Source organism: Nocardia sp. NPDC004711 (assembly GCF_053601595.1).
Genome location: NZ_JBSGCB010000006.1, coordinates 75,333 through 90,237, shown reverse-complemented (window position 1 = coordinate 90,237; position 14,905 = coordinate 75,333). Strand labels below are relative to the sequence as shown.

General features: G+C 68.7%; 17 protein-coding genes. 7 read left to right on the top strand and 10 right to left on the bottom strand.

The features are described from left to right. Nucleotides 1-54: 54 nt before the first annotated feature. The 5 genes from ACWEKS_RS07500 to ACWEKS_RS07480 are packed head-to-tail and all read right to left on the bottom strand — an operon-like array spanning nt 55 to nt 3,405. On the bottom strand, nt 55-1,023 hold the full coding sequence (locus ACWEKS_RS07500) for a CopD family protein (RefSeq protein WP_452339317.1): 969 nt from the start codon (nt 1,021-1,023) through the stop codon (nt 55-57). After that, nucleotides 1,020-1,556 carry a copper resistance CopC family protein gene (locus tag ACWEKS_RS07495; protein WP_452339316.1) on the bottom strand — a complete coding sequence of 179 codons (537 nt, stop codon included), beginning with the start codon at nt 1,554-1,556 and terminating at the stop codon, nt 1,020-1,022. The genes ACWEKS_RS07500 and ACWEKS_RS07495 overlap by 4 nt, the downstream gene beginning before the upstream one ends. Continuing rightward, on the bottom strand, nt 1,553-2,209 hold the full coding sequence (locus ACWEKS_RS07490) for a YcnI family copper-binding membrane protein (RefSeq protein WP_452339315.1): 657 nt from the start codon (nt 2,207-2,209) through the stop codon (nt 1,553-1,555). The genes ACWEKS_RS07495 and ACWEKS_RS07490 overlap by 4 nt, the downstream gene beginning before the upstream one ends. Before the next feature lie 49 nt (nt 2,210-2,258). Continuing rightward, nucleotides 2,259-2,759, bottom strand: coding sequence for a hypothetical protein (locus tag ACWEKS_RS07485; RefSeq protein ID WP_452339314.1), 501 nt, complete (start codon nt 2,757-2,759; stop codon nt 2,259-2,261). Between the two features lie 7 nt (nt 2,760-2,766). Continuing rightward, nucleotides 2,767-3,405, bottom strand: coding sequence for a DUF6474 family protein (locus ACWEKS_RS07480; RefSeq protein WP_452339313.1), 639 nt, complete (start codon nt 3,403-3,405; stop codon nt 2,767-2,769). Nucleotides 3,406-3,582: 177 nt separating this feature from the next. Here ACWEKS_RS07480 and ACWEKS_RS07475 point away from each other — a divergent pair, with 177 nt between their 5' ends. From ACWEKS_RS07475 to ACWEKS_RS07465, 3 genes are all read left to right on the top strand, one after another. After that, nucleotides 3,583-5,232 (top strand): TM0106 family RecB-like putative nuclease, encoded by a 1,650-nt coding sequence (locus ACWEKS_RS07475; protein WP_452339312.1) that lies wholly within the window; start codon nt 3,583-3,585, stop codon nt 5,230-5,232. Continuing rightward, on the top strand, nt 5,229-7,184 hold the full coding sequence (gene htpG, locus ACWEKS_RS07470) for a molecular chaperone HtpG (RefSeq protein ID WP_452339311.1): 1,956 nt from the start codon (nt 5,229-5,231) through the stop codon (nt 7,182-7,184). The genes ACWEKS_RS07475 and htpG overlap by 4 nt, the downstream gene beginning before the upstream one ends. A gap of 314 nt (nt 7,185-7,498) precedes the next feature. Further along, nucleotides 7,499-7,699, top strand: coding sequence for a cold-shock protein (locus ACWEKS_RS07465; protein ID WP_201943098.1), 201 nt, complete (start codon nt 7,499-7,501; stop codon nt 7,697-7,699). 121 nt (nt 7,700-7,820) lie between these two features. On the opposite strand, the gene ACWEKS_RS07460 is transcribed toward ACWEKS_RS07465, so the two are convergent. Next, a complete protein-coding gene (locus ACWEKS_RS07460) occupies nt 7,821-8,588 on the bottom strand; it encodes an SDR family NAD(P)-dependent oxidoreductase (protein ID WP_354847511.1) in 768 nt (255 codons plus the stop codon). Between the two features lie 143 nt (nt 8,589-8,731). On the opposite strand from ACWEKS_RS07460, the gene ACWEKS_RS07455 reads away from it, so the two are divergent. Both ACWEKS_RS07455 and ACWEKS_RS07450 read left to right on the top strand, forming a co-directional pair. Further along, entirely contained in the window at nt 8,732-9,640 is a 909-nt protein-coding gene (locus tag ACWEKS_RS07455; RefSeq protein WP_452339310.1) for an SDR family NAD(P)-dependent oxidoreductase, read from the top strand. A gap of 28 nt (nt 9,641-9,668) precedes the next feature. Continuing rightward, entirely contained in the window at nt 9,669-10,313 is a 645-nt protein-coding gene (locus tag ACWEKS_RS07450; protein WP_452339309.1) for a TetR/AcrR family transcriptional regulator, read from the top strand. On the opposite strand, the gene ACWEKS_RS07445 is transcribed toward ACWEKS_RS07450, so the two are convergent. The 3 genes from ACWEKS_RS07445 to ACWEKS_RS07435 form a co-directional block, all read right to left on the bottom strand. After that, entirely contained in the window at nt 10,254-11,003 is a 750-nt protein-coding gene (locus ACWEKS_RS07445; RefSeq protein WP_452339308.1) for a TMEM165/GDT1 family protein, read from the bottom strand. The two genes, ACWEKS_RS07450 and ACWEKS_RS07445, sit on opposite strands and share 60 nt — an antisense overlap. A gap of 295 nt (nt 11,004-11,298) precedes the next feature. Beyond that, a complete protein-coding gene (locus ACWEKS_RS07440; RefSeq protein ID WP_354847523.1) occupies nt 11,299-11,820 on the bottom strand; it encodes a peptidase in 522 nt (173 codons plus the stop codon). A gap of 192 nt (nt 11,821-12,012) precedes the next feature. Beyond that, nucleotides 12,013-12,636 (bottom strand): superoxide dismutase, encoded by a 624-nt coding sequence (locus ACWEKS_RS07435; RefSeq protein ID WP_364608842.1) that lies wholly within the window; start codon nt 12,634-12,636, stop codon nt 12,013-12,015. 195 nt (nt 12,637-12,831) lie between these two features. Between ACWEKS_RS07435 and msrA the strand changes: the two genes are divergently transcribed. After that, the gene (gene msrA, locus ACWEKS_RS07430; RefSeq protein WP_452339307.1) at nt 12,832-13,512 is read left to right on the top strand and encodes a peptide-methionine (S)-S-oxide reductase MsrA; all 681 of its coding nucleotides are present in this window, start codon (nt 12,832-12,834) and stop codon (nt 13,510-13,512) included. 97 nt (nt 13,513-13,609) lie between these two features. Here msrA and ACWEKS_RS07425 read toward each other — a convergent pair whose 3' ends face one another. Continuing rightward, entirely contained in the window at nt 13,610-14,221 is a 612-nt protein-coding gene (locus tag ACWEKS_RS07425) for a hypothetical protein (protein ID WP_452339306.1), read from the bottom strand. Between the two features lie 311 nt (nt 14,222-14,532). Between ACWEKS_RS07425 and ACWEKS_RS07420 the strand changes: the two genes are divergently transcribed. Then, on the top strand, nt 14,533-14,904 hold the full coding sequence (locus tag ACWEKS_RS07420; RefSeq protein WP_452339305.1) for a rhodanese-like domain-containing protein: 372 nt from the start codon (nt 14,533-14,535) through the stop codon (nt 14,902-14,904). Nucleotide 14,905: the final 1 nt, after the last annotated feature.

Here is a 14,905-nt window from a genome sequence, read left to right as displayed (position 1 = left end):
TGATGCATGCCATCTATGAACCGGCACACCCGAATTCGAGAACCGCGGACCACCTCACGCGGTGACGGCCAGCGTACCGGCCAGCCCGAACACTAGCGCCATCACCAGCACTTCGGCAATCGCGCGCCGCAGCGAGTCGTCCGCGGTCATGCGGTGATCGGCGACCTTCGGCACCCAGCTGCGCCGCCACCACCAGCCCAGCCCGAGCAGCACCGCCAGCAGCACCGTCTTCGCCAGCAGGATCCGCCCGTACCCGCTGGTGAACAGCGGGCTCACCCCGCCGATCCGCACCAGCCCGTTGATCACCCCGGTCACCAGCACCGTCACCACCAGCGGCATCGCCCACGCCGAGTACCGCGGCAGCAGCACCGCCCACTCGCCCCGGGTGCGCACGGTCAGCGCCAGCGCCAGCAGCAGGCCGAACCAGGCGCCGGCCGCCAGCGCATGCAGCGCCGCCAGCACCGAACCGAGCGGCTGCTGCGACATGTGCCCGGTGATCGGCCGCAATGCCAGCGTGACGGCGGTGAACACCAAAACCAGATCGACGGTGGCGCGGTCCGGCCGCCGGAATCCGAAGGCGCTGTAGATCGCCACCGTGCCGCTGCCGATCAGCAGCGCGATACCGATCTGCCCGCCGCTCACGTGCGCGAGGTAGTCGCCGAACTGCGCGGCGCTCAGCTGCCGCGCCGTAATGCCCTGCACCTCCGCGGCTTCCAGCGCGAGCATGGCGAATTCCATTGCCGCCCAGAGCGCGGCGAGCACGGTGAGCGGCCGCCACTGCGGAGTCAGCCGGTCCGAGAGCCGCGGCAGCGCGGCCAGCCCCAGCACCGTCGCCCCCGCGCAGTCGGCGAGGACCCGGACCGGGGCCTCGGCCTGCACGGGTTCGGCGGCGGCCAGCGCCCAGGCCAGGGCCGCACCGGCCAGGGCGATCGGGATGACCAGCGCCAGCAGCCATCTCGGTGAGCTGCCACCGCCGGTCGTCCCGCGCTCCCGGCGACGATCGGTGCGGTCGATCCGATTCACCTGCGCTGCTTGCCCCGTCCGCCGAACAGGGCGAAGGCCAGGCCGCCGCCGAACAGCACCACCGCGCCCACGATGAAGATCCACAGCGGCACCCCGCCGCCGTCGGAGCCGCCGGACTTGGCGGCACTGTCGGCCCTGGGGCCCGGAGTTCCATTGCCGGGCTTGGTCAGTGTGAACGTCCGCTTACCGCTGACCGGATGCCCGTCCGCGGAGGTGACCCGGTACGCGATCGTGTATTCGCCGGTCGGCCCCAGCTCACCGACCTCGATGCTGATGGTCGGTCCCTCCACCTTCGGCTGCCCCTTCGACCACAGGTTGTGGTCCGGCCCGGTGACCGTCATGGACGGGTAGGCCGTCTGCAGGTTCTCGTTGAAGGTGATGCTCACCGATGCCGGTGAGGTGTCGATCTGCGCGCCGTTGTCCGGGCTGGAGGAGACGGGGGTGGAGTGCGCGTCGGCGACACCGCCGCCCAGCAGTGCGAATCCGGTGACCAGCAGGCCGGTGATCAGCCCGGCCAGCAGCTTGCGGTTCACGACCGCCGTCCCCGGATGACGCTGCCCAGACCGAGGGCCGCGCCCAGCGCGCCCAGCGCCAGGCCGGCGCCGCCGAGCCAGCGGGCGGTGTCGTCGCTGCTGCTCTTGTCGCTCGCGGCGGCATCCGTGGCGGCCGGGGCGTCGTCATCGCCGCCGGTGCTCTTGGCCAGGGTGAGGCTGGGAGCCGGGTGATCGGGCTCGCTGCCGTCGGCGTTCATGGGCTGGTTCCACTCGACGACCTTGCCGTCGCTGTAGGTCTGGGAGGTGTTGAAGCTGACCTTCTCCTGCTTGGGCAGCGGGCCCACGGAGAGCGCGAAACGCTGGAACTGGCCCGGGCCGACGCCCGGGTTGCCCGGATCGGCGGTCCAGGTGACCGCCACGGCCTCGCCCTGGGCGTTCTTGTCGACCTTGGCGGTCCAGCCCGCGATGGGCTCGGTGCGTGCGCTCTTCAGATTCGGCAGCGTCACGGTCAGTTTGGTGGTGGAGGCGGTGTCGGACTCGGTCGGCACCCGGAAGGTGGCGACGGCGTAGCCGCCCTGGCTGGCGCCGGGGGCGTCCACGACCACGTGCGCGGCGGCGATGCCCGCGCCGGACAGCAGCAGGCCGGCGGCGGCCACCGACGTGACGAGGGTGCGGGAAAGTGAGGTGTGCATGACTGTATTGCCTTCTCTGACAATGGTTACGGGTAGATAGGAACGGGGGTTACGCCGTAACCGGTGGCGCGCGCGGTCCGCTCGCGCCCAGGGCGAGAAGGGTTTTCGGGGTCGGGACCGATCGCGGGCGGCGCGCCTGCGCGGCCCGCGCGCGACGTCCGCCGGGCCGGGTGAGGATCACCCGGACGGCGCTCGAGATCAGCCCGTAGAGCCGCTCGGCGGCCAGGATCAGGATCGCGCAGCCGGCCGCCGCCACCGCGTGTGCGAGCAGCATCGGCCCGTGCCCGGTGAATTCCATTGCCCCCGTGGCATGCCCGTGCTGGACGAGGCCGGTGAGGGCGAGGTGGCAGACGGGCTGGCCGGCCACCATGAGGATCGGCAGCGCGGCGGGGGGCCGCAGCGCGGCGGCGAGCGCGCCGATGACGGCCGCCGCCAGCATCAGCAGCATGAGCCCGGAGGAGCCGGGGTAGCCGCCGCCCGCGAACCCGTGCGCGCCGACCGCCAGGGCCGCCATGGCGACGCCTGCCAGTCCTCCGCGCATCGGGCTCATGGGTGTCTCAGTTCACGCCGAGGCGGGCGAGCACGTCGGCCTCGATGCCGGAGAGCTCGTTGGAGATGGAGGCGTGCACGGCGCGGCGGCGCGGCACCGGCATCTGGGCGGCGGTGCGGACGGCCGCGGTCAGGCTGTCGAGCCGATCGCGGCTGGCGGTCACGAACTTCTTGGTCTCGGTGTCGGAGTTCTTGGACTCGATCTCCGACAGCGTGGACTCCACGCCCGCAATGCGCGCCTGCAGCTTCGCGCCCGGGCCGGAGAACTCGCTCAGCTGATCGAGCCCGATGCCCAGCTGCTGGGCGCGGCGGGTGTCGAGCTGCCCGCGCACGAAGGTCGCGCCGCGGTAGGCGAGCGGGGCCAGCACCGGCACCAGCACCCGGGCCACGCCCAGGTACTTGCGGATCGAGGCCGCGCTGAACGGATCCCGTTCGGCCCGGGCGGCGATCTTCTGCGCGGCCTTCTCCTCGGCGTGCAGTTTGGCGATCTCCGCCTTGGCGACCTGCTTCTGCGTGTGCGCTTCCGCCCGATTCTTCCTGCGCTCGTTGCGCGCGCCGAGCTTGGCCTCCATGCCGGCCTTGTGTTTGAGGGCTTTCGCCTCGGCCCGGCGGCTGACCCGCTTCTTGCGCTTGCCGAACAACCCCATTGATGGCCTCCGTCATGCTGGTTCGCCATGGCAGCACAGGGCCGGGGGAAATGCCTGTCCGCCCATGAAACACAGTTTGCGAATCACCCTAACGGGTGGGTTCGCCGCGCAGCGAGCGCCTTGGGGTTTCGGTGCCAGTTCGTAGGGATGTCGGGGGTGGAGGCCATACTGACTGGCGTGTATTCGGGCATCGGTGACCATGGTGAGCGTGCGGCATTCCTGGATGCGCGTGCGCTGATCGGCTGTCGGCACCGGCTGCATCTGGACGCGAGTAATCCGGGCGTGTTGACCGGGGTCGCCGAGGACGCGGGCGTGCAGCAGCGACGAGAAGCCGCCGCGGCGCACCGATCTCACGTGCGGGACACGCTGGTCGCCGCGGCGCCCGGCAGCTGGACGGTCATCGATCCGAAGCAGCCCGCACCCCAGCGGGCCGCGGCCACCATGGCCGCCATGGCGGCGGGGGCGGACCGGATCTGGGGCGCGCTGCTGCCGCAGGAGCCCGACACCGGCCGCCGCGGCGGCTGCGAAATCCTGTGGCGCGACAGCGATCGCGGCGGATACATCCCGGTCATCGTGGTGAACCACAAGGTGACCGATCCGCGGCAGCCGGACCCGGCCGACTACCACCCGACGACCAGCGATCTGTACCAATGGAATCCGCAGCCGGACCGGCACGTCCGCACCCGGCCGCAGCCGCGGGACCTGCAGCGCCTCGCGCACCTCTACCGCATGCTGCAGCGGCACGGGCTGGCCAGCCCGGCCCTGGTCGGCGGCGCCATCGGCTATCACTTCGACCGGGTCCTGGTCCACGACCTGGGCCCCGTCCTGGCCGATTACGACATCCGCTACGCCGACCGCATCGCGGTGGTGCGCGGCGAACTCCCCACCGTCCCTTCGAAAGTCCCCGAGTGCCGCCAGTGCCCCTGGTGGAGTCGGTCGCCCGAAGAGGGCGGGCGCAGCTGTGAGCAGTGGCTGTCCGAGCACCGCGATGTGAGCCTGGTGGCGCCGGGCTCGCGCGCGGAGGTGCTGCGCCGCCACGGCGTCGAGACCATCGACGATCTGGCGTCCTGGGGCGGCGACGATCCCGACGACTGGCAGTACGAGCCGTTCACCGAGGCCGTGGTCACCGCCCGCGCCTGGGCCACCGGCGCGCCCCTGGTCCGCCGGGTCGACCGGGTGCGGGTCACCCGCGCCGACGTCGAGGTGGATGTGGACCTGGAGAGCTTCCAGGAGCACGGCGCCTACCTGTGGGGCACCCTGCTGGACGGCGTGTACCGCCCGTTCGTCACCTGGGACCCGCTGCCCACCGAGGACGAGGGCCGCTCCTTCGCCGAGTTCTGGACCTGGCTCATGCAGGTGCGCGCCCAGGCCGCCGCGGACGGCAAGTCCTTTGCCGCCTACTGCTATTCGCGCACCGCCGAGGACAAGTGGCTCTACGAGTCGGCCCGCCGCTTCGCCGGCCGCCCGGGCATCCCCACCGAGCGCGAGGTGCAGCGGTTCGTGGACGGCCCGCAGTGGGTGGACATGTTCCAGGCCGTCTCCGAGCAGTTCATCTGCCCGAACGGCAAGGGACTCAAGAAGATCGCGCCGGTCGCGGGCTTCCACTGGCGCGACGCCGAGGCCGGGGGAGAGGCCTCGATGGCCTGGTACCGCCTGGCCGTCGGGTACGAGGGCGGCGACCCGGACCTGTCCCAGCGCACCCGCATCCTGGAATACAACGAGGACGACGTGCAGGCCACCAAGGTGCTGCGGGATTGGATGACCGACCGGGCCGACGCCGAGGTTCCGGCCATCGCCGACTTCGCCCGACGTAATATCGCGTCGTGACCGAACACGTCGAACACCTGGAGTTTCAGGCCGAGACCCATCAGCTGCTGGAGCTGATGATCCACTCGGTGTATTCGAACAAGGACACCTTTCTGCGGGAGCTGGTCTCCAATGCCTCCGACGCACTGGACAAGTTGCGCCTGGAGACCTTCCGCGACAAGGACCTGCACGCCGATACCTCCGACCTGCACATCGAGCTCGCGGTCGATCGCGACAACCGCGTGCTGACGGTCCGCGACAATGGCATCGGCATGTCCCGCGCCGAGGTCGTGGACCTGATCGGCACCCTCGCCAAGTCCGGCACCGCGCAGCTGCGCAAGCAGCTGCTGGAGGCCAAGGCCGGTGACCAGCAGGCCGAGGAGCTGATCGGCCAGTTCGGCATCGGCTTCTACTCGACCTTCATGGTGGCCGACAAGGTCACCCTGACCACCCGCAAGGCGGGCGAGAACACCGGCACCCGCTGGGAATCCGCGGCGGGCAGCTCCACCTACTCGATCGAGGAACTGGACGACGCCCCGCAGGGCACCACGGTGTCGCTGCACCTGAAGCCGGCCGACGAGGACGATCACCTCTTCGACTACACGCAGGAGTGGAAGCTCCGCGAGATCGTCAAGAAGTACTCGGATTTCATCGCCTGGCCCATCCGCATGGATGTCGAGCGCACCGTGCTCGACGGCGAGGGCGAAGACAAGACCGAGAAGACCCTGGTCGAGACCCAGACCCTGAACTCCCAGAAGGCGCTGTGGACCCGCCCGCGCAGCGAGGTCTCCGACGAGGAGTACACGGAGTTCTACAAGCACGTCGCGCATGCCTGGGACGATCCGCTCGAGATCATCCCCATGAAGGCCGAGGGCACCTTCGAATACCAAGCGCTGCTGTTCATTCCCTCGCACGCGCCGTTCGATCTGTTCACCCGCGAGCACAAGCGCGGCGTCCAGCTCTATGTGCGCCGGGTGTTCATCATGGACAACTGCGAAGAGCTGATGCCGGAGTATCTGCGCTTCGTCAAGGGCGTGGTGGACGCGCAGGACCTGTCGCTCAATGTGTCCCGCGAGATCCTGCAGCAGGACCGGCAGATCCAGATGATCCGCAAGCGCCTGGTGAAGAAGGTGCTGTCCACGGTCAAGGACCTGAAGAACGCCGAGGATCAGGCCAAGTACCAGGACTTCTGGCGCGAGTTCGGCCGGGTGCTCAAGGAGGGCCTGCTCTCCGACCACGACAATCGCGAAACCATCCTGGGCGTCTCGTCTTTCGCGTCCACGCATTCGGACAGCGAGCTGACCTCGCTGGCGCAGTACGTCGAGCGCATGCCGGAGACCCAGTCGGCCATCTACTACATGACCGGCGAGACCCGCCAGCAGATCGAGAACTCCCCGCACATGGAGGCCTTCCGGGCCAAGGGCCTTGAGGTGCTGGTGCTGACCGATCCGGTCGACGAGATGTGGGTCGGCTCGGTCACCGAGTTCGAGGGCAAGCCCATCGTCTCCATCGCCAAGGGCGAGGTCGATCTGGAGACCGAGGACGAGAAGAAGGCCTCCGAGCAGCTGCGCGAGCAGCAGGAGAAGGACTTCGCCGACATTCTCGGCTGGCTGCAGCAGACGCTGGACGCGGACGTGAAGGAGGTGCGCCTGACCAACCGGCTCACCACCTCCCCGGCCTGCATCGTGGGCGATGTGTTCGATTTCACCCCGATGCTGGAGCGCATGTACCGCGCCTCCGGGCAGGAGCTGCCGCACAGCAAGCGCATCCTCGAGCTGAATCCGGCGCATCCGCTGGTCACGGGTCTGCGCGAGGCGTACGCGGCGACATCCGGCGGGGACGAGAAGCCGGTGGAGCTCACCGAGACCGCCGAATTGCTCTACGGCACCGCGGTTCTCGCCGAGGGCGGCGAGCTGAAGGATCCAGCGCACTTCGCCCGGATCCTCGCCGACCGCCTCACCCGCACCCTCTGAGGGTCGTTCACGGATCGGGCTCCTGCGGTGTTTCCGCAGGAGCCCGACCCATAGCAAGCGGGAATTGGTCATGCCCGGTTTGTGGCAAGTGTGACGATCCGCATCTCCCGGTGATTTCGGGAACTAGCCACGAACGCGTACGTTGTACGTCTTGGTCGTAAGTTTTCGTGTTCGTGTTCAACATGCTCGCGCGGAACAGTGTGCGGGCGTCGCTTCACCTTGCCAGGCAAGTTGCAAGCCGCCTTCTGATCGACCCCGGGTACCGCGGCCGCGGTACCCACGCACTAAAAGAAACACCTCGTCAGGAGAAGGTAATGGTTCAGGGCACCGTCAAGTGGTTCAACGCGGAGAAGGGCTACGGCTTCATCGCCCGCGAAGACGGCCCCGACGTTTTCGTCCACTACTCGGAGATCGAGGGCAACGGCTACAAGCAGCTCGAGGAGGGCCAGGCGGTCTCCTTCGAGATCACCGAGGGCAAGAAGGGCCCCCAGGCTGCGGCCGTCCGCCCGCACTAGGGAGGCTGCGGGCGCTACCCCGCAACTCACTGAGTCGTGAATTGGCAAGGCCCGCACCGGATTCCGGTGCGGGCCTTGTTGCTGTCCGGGGGTCCGGGGGCATGGCCCCCGAGACCCAGCGTCAGCGCGGCGCCATACGCAGCGCGCCATCCATGCGGATGGTCTCGCCGTTCAGGTAGTCGTGCTCGGTGATGTACTGCGCGAGCTGCGCGTACTCGTCCGGGCGGCCCAGGCGGGACGGGAACGGCACACCCGACTCGAGGCCCTTGCGGTACTCCTCGGTGACACCGGCCAGCATCGGGGTGTCGATGATGCCGGGGGCGATGGTGTTGACGCGGATGCCGAACTGCGCCAGGTCACGCGCGGCCGGGACGGTCATGCCGGCGACGCCGCCCTTGGAGGCGGAGTAGGCGATCTGGCCGATCTGGCCCTCGAAGGCCGCGACCGAGGCGGTGTTGATGATCACGCCGCGCGAGCCGTACTCGTCGACCGGGTCGGTCTTGGCGATGGCGTCGGCGGCCAGGCGCATCACGTTGAAGGAGCCGAGCAGGTTCACGGTGATCACCGTGCGGAACAGCTCCAGGTCGTGCGGGCCGTTCTTGGACAGGATGCGTCCCGCCCAGCCCACACCGGCGCAGTTGACGACAATGCGCAGCGGCACACCGGATTCCACGACCGTGGCGACCGCGGCGGCCACCTCGTCACCGCTGGTGACGTCGGTCGGGATGAGGGTGACACCGGCGGGGACACTGTCGCCCGCGCGCTCGATGGACTGAGCCAGATCCAGGCCGAACACGGTCGCGCCCGCGTCGGCGAAGCGCTTGGCGGTGGCGGCGCCCAGCCCGGACGCACCTCCGGTGACAATGGCGGCGGAGCCCGAAATCTCCACGGTGATTGGTCCTCTCGACTGTGGACGGCCCTCTCACTGGCCCTCCGTCAATAGGCACCATAGCCGGGCTGTGCGCACGCTTACGCAAGAGGCTCGCAAGATTTGCGAACACGGGTGTTCGTATAAGTGGTAGTTTCGCAGACATGAACGTCAGCACGGCCGGTCTTCGCCGTGGATTCCGCCGTCCGGCCCTGCGAGTGGCCGGCAAACGCATCCTGATCACCGGCGCGGCCCGTGGCATCGGGGCCGCCCTGGCCCGCCAGCTGCACGTGCACGGGGCGCACGTGGCCCTGCTCGGCATCGAGGAGTCACTGCTGGCCCAGGTCGCCGCCGAATGCGGGGATGCGCCCTGGCGCTACTGCGACGTCGGTGACCCGGCGCAGGTGGAGCGGGTCGTCAACTCCCTCACCGCCGAACTGGGCGGCCTGGACGCGGTGGTGTGCAATGCCGGGATCGCCCGGCAACTGTCCCTGCTCGACGGCGACCCCGGCGTGCTCGAGGAGACCCTCACGGTCAATGTGCTCGGCGCCTACTACACGCTGCGCGCCGCCGGACCCCACCTCGCGCACCCCGGCGGCTACGTCCTGCTCATCTCCTCGCTCGCCGCGGCCATCCACCTGCCCCTGGCCGGCGCCTACAGCGCCTCCAAGGCCGCGGTCGAGGCGCTCGGCGACACCCTGCGGATCGAACTGCGCCACACCGGCGCCCGGGTCGGCATGGCGTACTTCGCCGAACTCGACACCGAGATGACCAGCCGCGGTTTCGGCACCGAGGCCGCGCGCAGCATTCTGGGCCGCTCCACCGTCTCGGGCATCGCCCCCCTGGGCCCGGCCATCGACGCCTGTGAACGCGCCCTGGCCCGCCGCTCCCGCCGCATCGTCTCGCCGTACTGGGTGAGCATGGTGCTGTGGTGTCGACCGCTCGCCCAGCGTCTGGTGGACTATTCACTACGCGGGGGCGTGGCCGGCGGACTCGAGATCGCCCGCACCGAACCGGCGGATTTCACCACCGATCAACCGGCTCGCCCCAGCAGAATGAGAAAGCTCGCCTGAATCGCTCGAGGCCAACGGAGTCCTGCACATGCCCGAATCGGCAACCCGCCAACTGCCCCGCGGCCGCCACGGCCTGCCCCGCGAAACCGTGGTGGCCGCCCAGCGCGACCGCATCCTGCTCGCCCTGGCCGAGGCGATGGCCGAGAACGGTTATGTCGGAACGCCGGTGGCCGCGGTGATCAAGCGGGCCGGCGTCTCCCGCGAGACCTTCTACGAGCAATTCCGTTCCAAGGAGGACTGTTTCGAGGCCGCCTACGAGCGCGCCGCCGAACTCATGCTGACCGGCATCCTGACCGCCACCGGCTCGGAATTCGACGGCGAGACCCGCACCGAGCGCATCGAACGCGTGCTCGGCGCGTACCTGGATGCGCTCGCGGGCCAACCCGCTTACGCCCGTGTGTTTCTCGTCGAGGTCTACGCCGTCGGCCCCGAGGCCATCGCGCGCCGCACCCAGCTGCAGGAGACCTTCGTGGCGATGGTCGCCGATGTGCTCGGCGCGGACACCGACGAGCAGCGCTTCGCCTGTCAGACCCTGGTCGCGGCCCTGAGCGCCATGGTCACCGCCCGGGTCGCGGTGGGCGACCTGGACGGGCTGCGGGAGTTGCGGGAACCGCTACTGGACCTCGTGCGGCGCAGCGGGGACCTGTTCGGCAATACCGTGCTCGGTGACTGAGCTCGCCGGGACGACGGTCACGGCCCGGCGGTGCAGCAGCCACAGCGCGCCGCCGGCGAGGGCCGGCAGGGCCAGCGACAGCACCGCGATGGCCGGCGTGCCCAGGCCGTGGGCGAACGCCTCCAGCAGGGTCAGCGCACCGAAGTAGAGGAACAGCAGGCCCGAGCAGCCGGCGATGAACCGCTCCGGAATGTGCTTGCCGACGGTCACGCCGATCAGGATGGCGAGCGTGCCCGCGGCTACCATGCCCGCGACCGACCCGATCCACACCGCGACCCAGCCGTTCTTGGTGGCCAGGGCCATGGTGGCGAACATGGTGCGGTCACCGAGCTCGGCCAGCAGGAAGGCCGACAGCACCACCAGGAACGCCGAACGCGACTTCGGCTGCGGCGCGATCTCTCCCTCGTCCTCGCCGGAGTTCGACGGCAGCGTCTCGCGCAGGGTCCACAGGCCGACCGCGATGAGAGTTGCTGCGGCACACAGGGAAATGACTCCGGTCGGCAGCGCCGCGCCCAGGAAGTGGCCGACACCGACGGCGATCAGATTCACCAGCACGCTGGCGACGGTGATGCCCGACAGCACCACCCACCAGTGGTAGCGCAGCGCGAAGGTCAGGGCCATGAGTTGCGATTTATCGCCCAGTTCGGCGAGGAACAGCACGCCGAAACTCAGCAATATCGTGGCGATCATGAAGGTCAGCTCCCAGGTCTCCGGCCTGTCGGCTGAAATGCGGGGACGCTTCAGCCGACACCGCACCGGTCAATCGGTTTGGTTTCTTGTCGGCCGAAGGTCTCGCCCACCGAAGAAAATCCGGTTCACGCGCCGGATCCGGGAGGATCAGTATGTCGACGGCGTGATTGGGGGCTACTCCCCTTCGCTCGGCCGCAATGCTACTCCGGCAAACCGGGCCCGGGCAAATGGCCGATACCCAAATCGCAATGCGCACAATAAGTTTGGCGATACTGCCGGAATGTTTCGGTTACCCTCACGCGGCCAGCAGCATGGCCAGAACCGCGGTGTCGGGATCACTGATCGGATCCACCCCCACCCGCGAAACCATCGAGGTCACCGTGCCGTCGCTGTCGGTCTCCACCCAAGCCGCCCGATGTTCGAGTCCCAGATGCGGCAGCCCCGGCAGCAGCAGGCACCCCGAGGCCGCGCCCGTGCACTCGGGCAGCGAGGGCCGCGTCTCGCGCGGCGGGTGCAACATGATCAGCGCCGGTGGCACATGACCGGCAAACATGCCCGGCTGTAATCCTTCCGTCCCCAGCACCGTGCCCTCGGCGATCACCAGCCCGACCATCGCGGGATCCGGGTCCTCGGGGAGTTCCTCGCGCGCCCCGAACACCGTCGAGGTGGGCAACAACCCCGGCAGACCGGCCACCCGCACCGCGAGCACCAGTAATTGCGCCCATTCCTTGGTGGAGTCCGGCCAGCGTCCGGAGATCACGAAACCCTGTAGCGAACCATGCGCATGGAACGGCATGACGCCGACCTGACCATTCATGATGTGCCTCCCGAACCTCCCGGGGGCGACGGTGCCCGGTGCTGCTGTTGGGAACACCAGGTTGTACCCGAACAGAACTGGCACACAAGTACCAGAGAGTGCTAGCACCCGGACCTCGCAAATGCGAAAGGCCCGCGAACCGATGCGGTTCGCGGGCCTCAGGCGTACGAGCGGGCCGGAGCCCGACGGGCATCAGCCGAAGATCAGACCCTTGCCCTGGTTGACCGCCTTGGAGTAGCGGTCCTGAATCTCGGCCCAGTTCACGACGTTCCAGAACGCCTTCACGTAGTCGGCCTTGACGTTCTTGTACTGCAGGTAGAAGGCGTGCTCCCACATGTCCAGGCCGAGCAGCGGGATGATGCCGAGCGGCACGTTGCCCTGCTGGTCGGTCAGCTGGAAGGTGAGCAGCTTGTTGCCCAGGGTGTCGTAGCCCAGCCAGGCCCAGCCGGAGCCCTGCAGGCCGTTGGCGGCCGCCGAGAACTGCGCGACGAACTTGTCGAAGGAACCGAACTCCTCGTCGATGGCCGAGGCCAGGTCACCGACCGGCTTGTCGCCGCCTTCCTTGGACAGGCTCTTCCACCAGAGGGTGTGGTTGACGTGGCCGCCGAGGTGGAACGCGAGGTTCTTCTCGTTCAGGAAGATGGCGGCGTGGTCATCCTTGGCACGCGCCTCCTCCAGCTTCTCGAGGGCCGCGTTGACACCCGCGACGTAGGCCGCGTGGTGCTTGGTGTGGTGGATCTCGTTGATCTGCCCGGAGATGAAGGGCTCCAGGGCGCTGTAGTCGTAATCGAGGTCTGGCAGCGTGTAAACAGCCACGATGTCCCTTTCCGTGTCGGGGCCGTGTGCCCTCGGCAGGTGCCGAGGCGCACCCAACCATCATTCGTACACCCGCTCGTCTCCAACCGGGCTGCGCGCCCCCACATTCCACCCGATGTATATCTTTCCCAACCTTTGGAATTCGCCTGAACGCAACATCGTCGCCGGTCGCGCCGGGACCCGTAGCATCGAGTCATGTCCTGGTACGACGAGTTCGTCGGGCGGGTGCGACTACCGGAACCGATCATGGTGACAGCCGGGCAAGCGTTGCCCGGCCGCTCCGAGCCGCTGGTCGTACCGGACAAACACTTTGTCAGCGGACATTCCCTCAAACCTCCGTTTCCGGCGGGCACGCAGCTCGCGGTGCTGGCCATGGGTTGCTTCTGGGGTGCGGAGCAGGGCTTTTGGGAGTTGGACGGCGTGTACAGCACCGCCGTCGGCTACGCGGGCGGATTCACCCCGAACCCCACCTACGAGGAGGCGTGTTCCGGCCGGACCGGGCACACCGAAGCGGTGCTGGTGGTCTTCGACCCGCAGGTGATCGACTACGCCGCGATCCTGAAGCAGTTCTGGGAGAACCACGATCCGACACAGGGCATGCGGCAGGGCAACGACCGTGGCACCCAATACCGTTCGGCGATCTACACTCTCGGCGACGAGCAGCGCGCGGTGGCCGAGGCGACCAGGGCCGGCTATCAGGAACGGTTGGCGGCGGCCGGATTCGGCGAGATCACCACCGAGATCGCCCCGCTGCCGGACCTTTCCGCCTTCTGCTACGCCGAGGGCTATCACCAGCAGTACCTGGCCAAGAACCCCGGCGGCTACTGCCCGGACCATGGCACCGGCGTGAGCTGCGCGATCGGGCTCGGCGCGTGAGCACTTCGGCGGACCATCGCGCAGGCACACCGGCAGGCCACATCGAAAGGGGTTCCGGGACTTGGTCCCCGAACCCCTCGAGCGTGTCCGCCGCTCGCTACAGCGGCGGGACGACATCCGGCCGCATGGTGCGCGGGTCGCCTGCGTCGTGCGCCTGCCACCAGCGGACGCCGCCGGCGATGAAGTCCGGCAAGGGGATCGGGTTGCCCTGCCGGTCGGTGACCTCCACGCCTTCGAACCAGACGCGCACGTCGAGTTCGCGCGGGTCGACGCCCTCCTCCTGGGAGAACTCCATCATGTGGGCGCCGGGCGTGTCGCTCAGCCTGGTGTCGAAGCTCAGCAGTTTGCGCCACTGGCTCCAGGAGGTGTCGGCGAGGTCGAGGAAGTCCCAGCCGTGCAGCGCGCCGCCGCCGAAGCTCTGGACGGCGTCGTGCAGGCCGTCGAGGGTGAGCGGGAGCACAATGGGCTCGTTGTCGTCCCAGCGCTGCCGGCGTAGCGAGGCGGCGACCCGGCTGACCCCGGTGAGGGTCAGATAGATGTCGCAGTCCGCCGGCGGGGGACCGTCCTCGGGCAGGGTCAGCACGTCGAGTTCCAGCCGTAGTGTGGCGCGCGCCGTGTCGACGTCGATGCCGAGGCATGTCGCCTCCGACAGCGCGCGGTCGAGTCCGTTGATGTCCAGGCCGTCGAGTAGCCCCCTGCTCACAGTCATAGCGCCAGGCTACCGATCTTGCCCGGCCGGACCCAGGATTTCCGTTATTCGGTAGTGTTGTCGTTTTTTTCGAGTGCGCAAGGAACCGCGCGCTCACCTGCGGCGTCAGACTGGATGGGGTCTTCTGGGACAGAGGCCCGAGGTCGGTCGCTCCGGAACGGGGAGGGGACTTCCGGATCGGCCGACCAGGACGAATCGGTCGTCTATCAACCTGTGGATCAGGTTGTGGATTATGTGGATAACTCCCGAAACCAACCCTGCGCAGCTACGGAACTCCACAGCCCTCGCGCGCGCGTGGCAGGATCGGAACCGTGACGAACCCCCACGTGCCCACGGTGCCGATCGACGCGGTTCCCGCGGAGTTCGACGCCGCGGACGGCTGGGGTTCGCCCGCGCCCGCGCCCGCCCAGCTCCTCGACGTCCGCGAGGACGACGAATGGCAGCTCGGCCGCGCGCCGGGCGCCATCCACATCCCCATCACCGACGTGCCCGCCCGGCTCGACGAACTCGACATCGACGCCGAGATCTACGTGATCTGCCGGCAGGGCGGCCGGTCCGTCCCGGTGGTGGAGTACCTGAACCAGATCGGCTACGAGGCCGTCATGGTCTCGGGTGGCATGGTGGCCTGGCAGCAGATCGGCAGGCCGCTCACCGGTGACGGTCCCGAGGCGAAGATCTACTAGG

What these genes read in the sequence shown, in the direction of transcription:
- ACWEKS_RS07480 (WP_452339313.1), bottom strand. Translation starts at nt 3,405, where the DNA reads ATGGGGTTGTTCGGCAAGCGCAAGAAGCGGGTCAGCCGCCGGGCCGAG.
- ACWEKS_RS07425 (WP_452339306.1), bottom strand. Translation starts at nt 14,221, where the DNA reads ATGACTGTGAGCAGGGGGCTACTCGACGGCCTGGACATCAACGGACTC.
- ACWEKS_RS07455 (WP_452339310.1), top strand. Translation starts at nt 8,732, where the DNA reads ATGAACGTCAGCACGGCCGGTCTTCGCCGTGGATTCCGCCGTCCGGCC.
- ACWEKS_RS07440 (WP_354847523.1), bottom strand. Translation starts at nt 11,820, where the DNA reads ATGAATGGTCAGGTCGGCGTCATGCCGTTCCATGCGCATGGTTCGCTA.
- ACWEKS_RS07485 (WP_452339314.1), bottom strand. Translation starts at nt 2,759, where the DNA reads ATGAGCCCGATGCGCGGAGGACTGGCAGGCGTCGCCATGGCGGCCCTG.
- ACWEKS_RS07490 (WP_452339315.1), bottom strand. Translation starts at nt 2,209, where the DNA reads ATGCACACCTCACTTTCCCGCACCCTCGTCACGTCGGTGGCCGCCGCC.
- msrA (WP_452339307.1), top strand. Translation starts at nt 12,832, where the DNA reads ATGTCCTGGTACGACGAGTTCGTCGGGCGGGTGCGACTACCGGAACCG.
- ACWEKS_RS07465 (WP_201943098.1), top strand. Translation starts at nt 7,499, where the DNA reads ATGGTTCAGGGCACCGTCAAGTGGTTCAACGCGGAGAAGGGCTACGGC.
- ACWEKS_RS07445 (WP_452339308.1), bottom strand. Translation starts at nt 11,003, where the DNA reads ATGATCGCCACGATATTGCTGAGTTTCGGCGTGCTGTTCCTCGCCGAA.
- ACWEKS_RS07450 (WP_452339309.1), top strand. Translation starts at nt 9,669, where the DNA reads ATGCCCGAATCGGCAACCCGCCAACTGCCCCGCGGCCGCCACGGCCTG.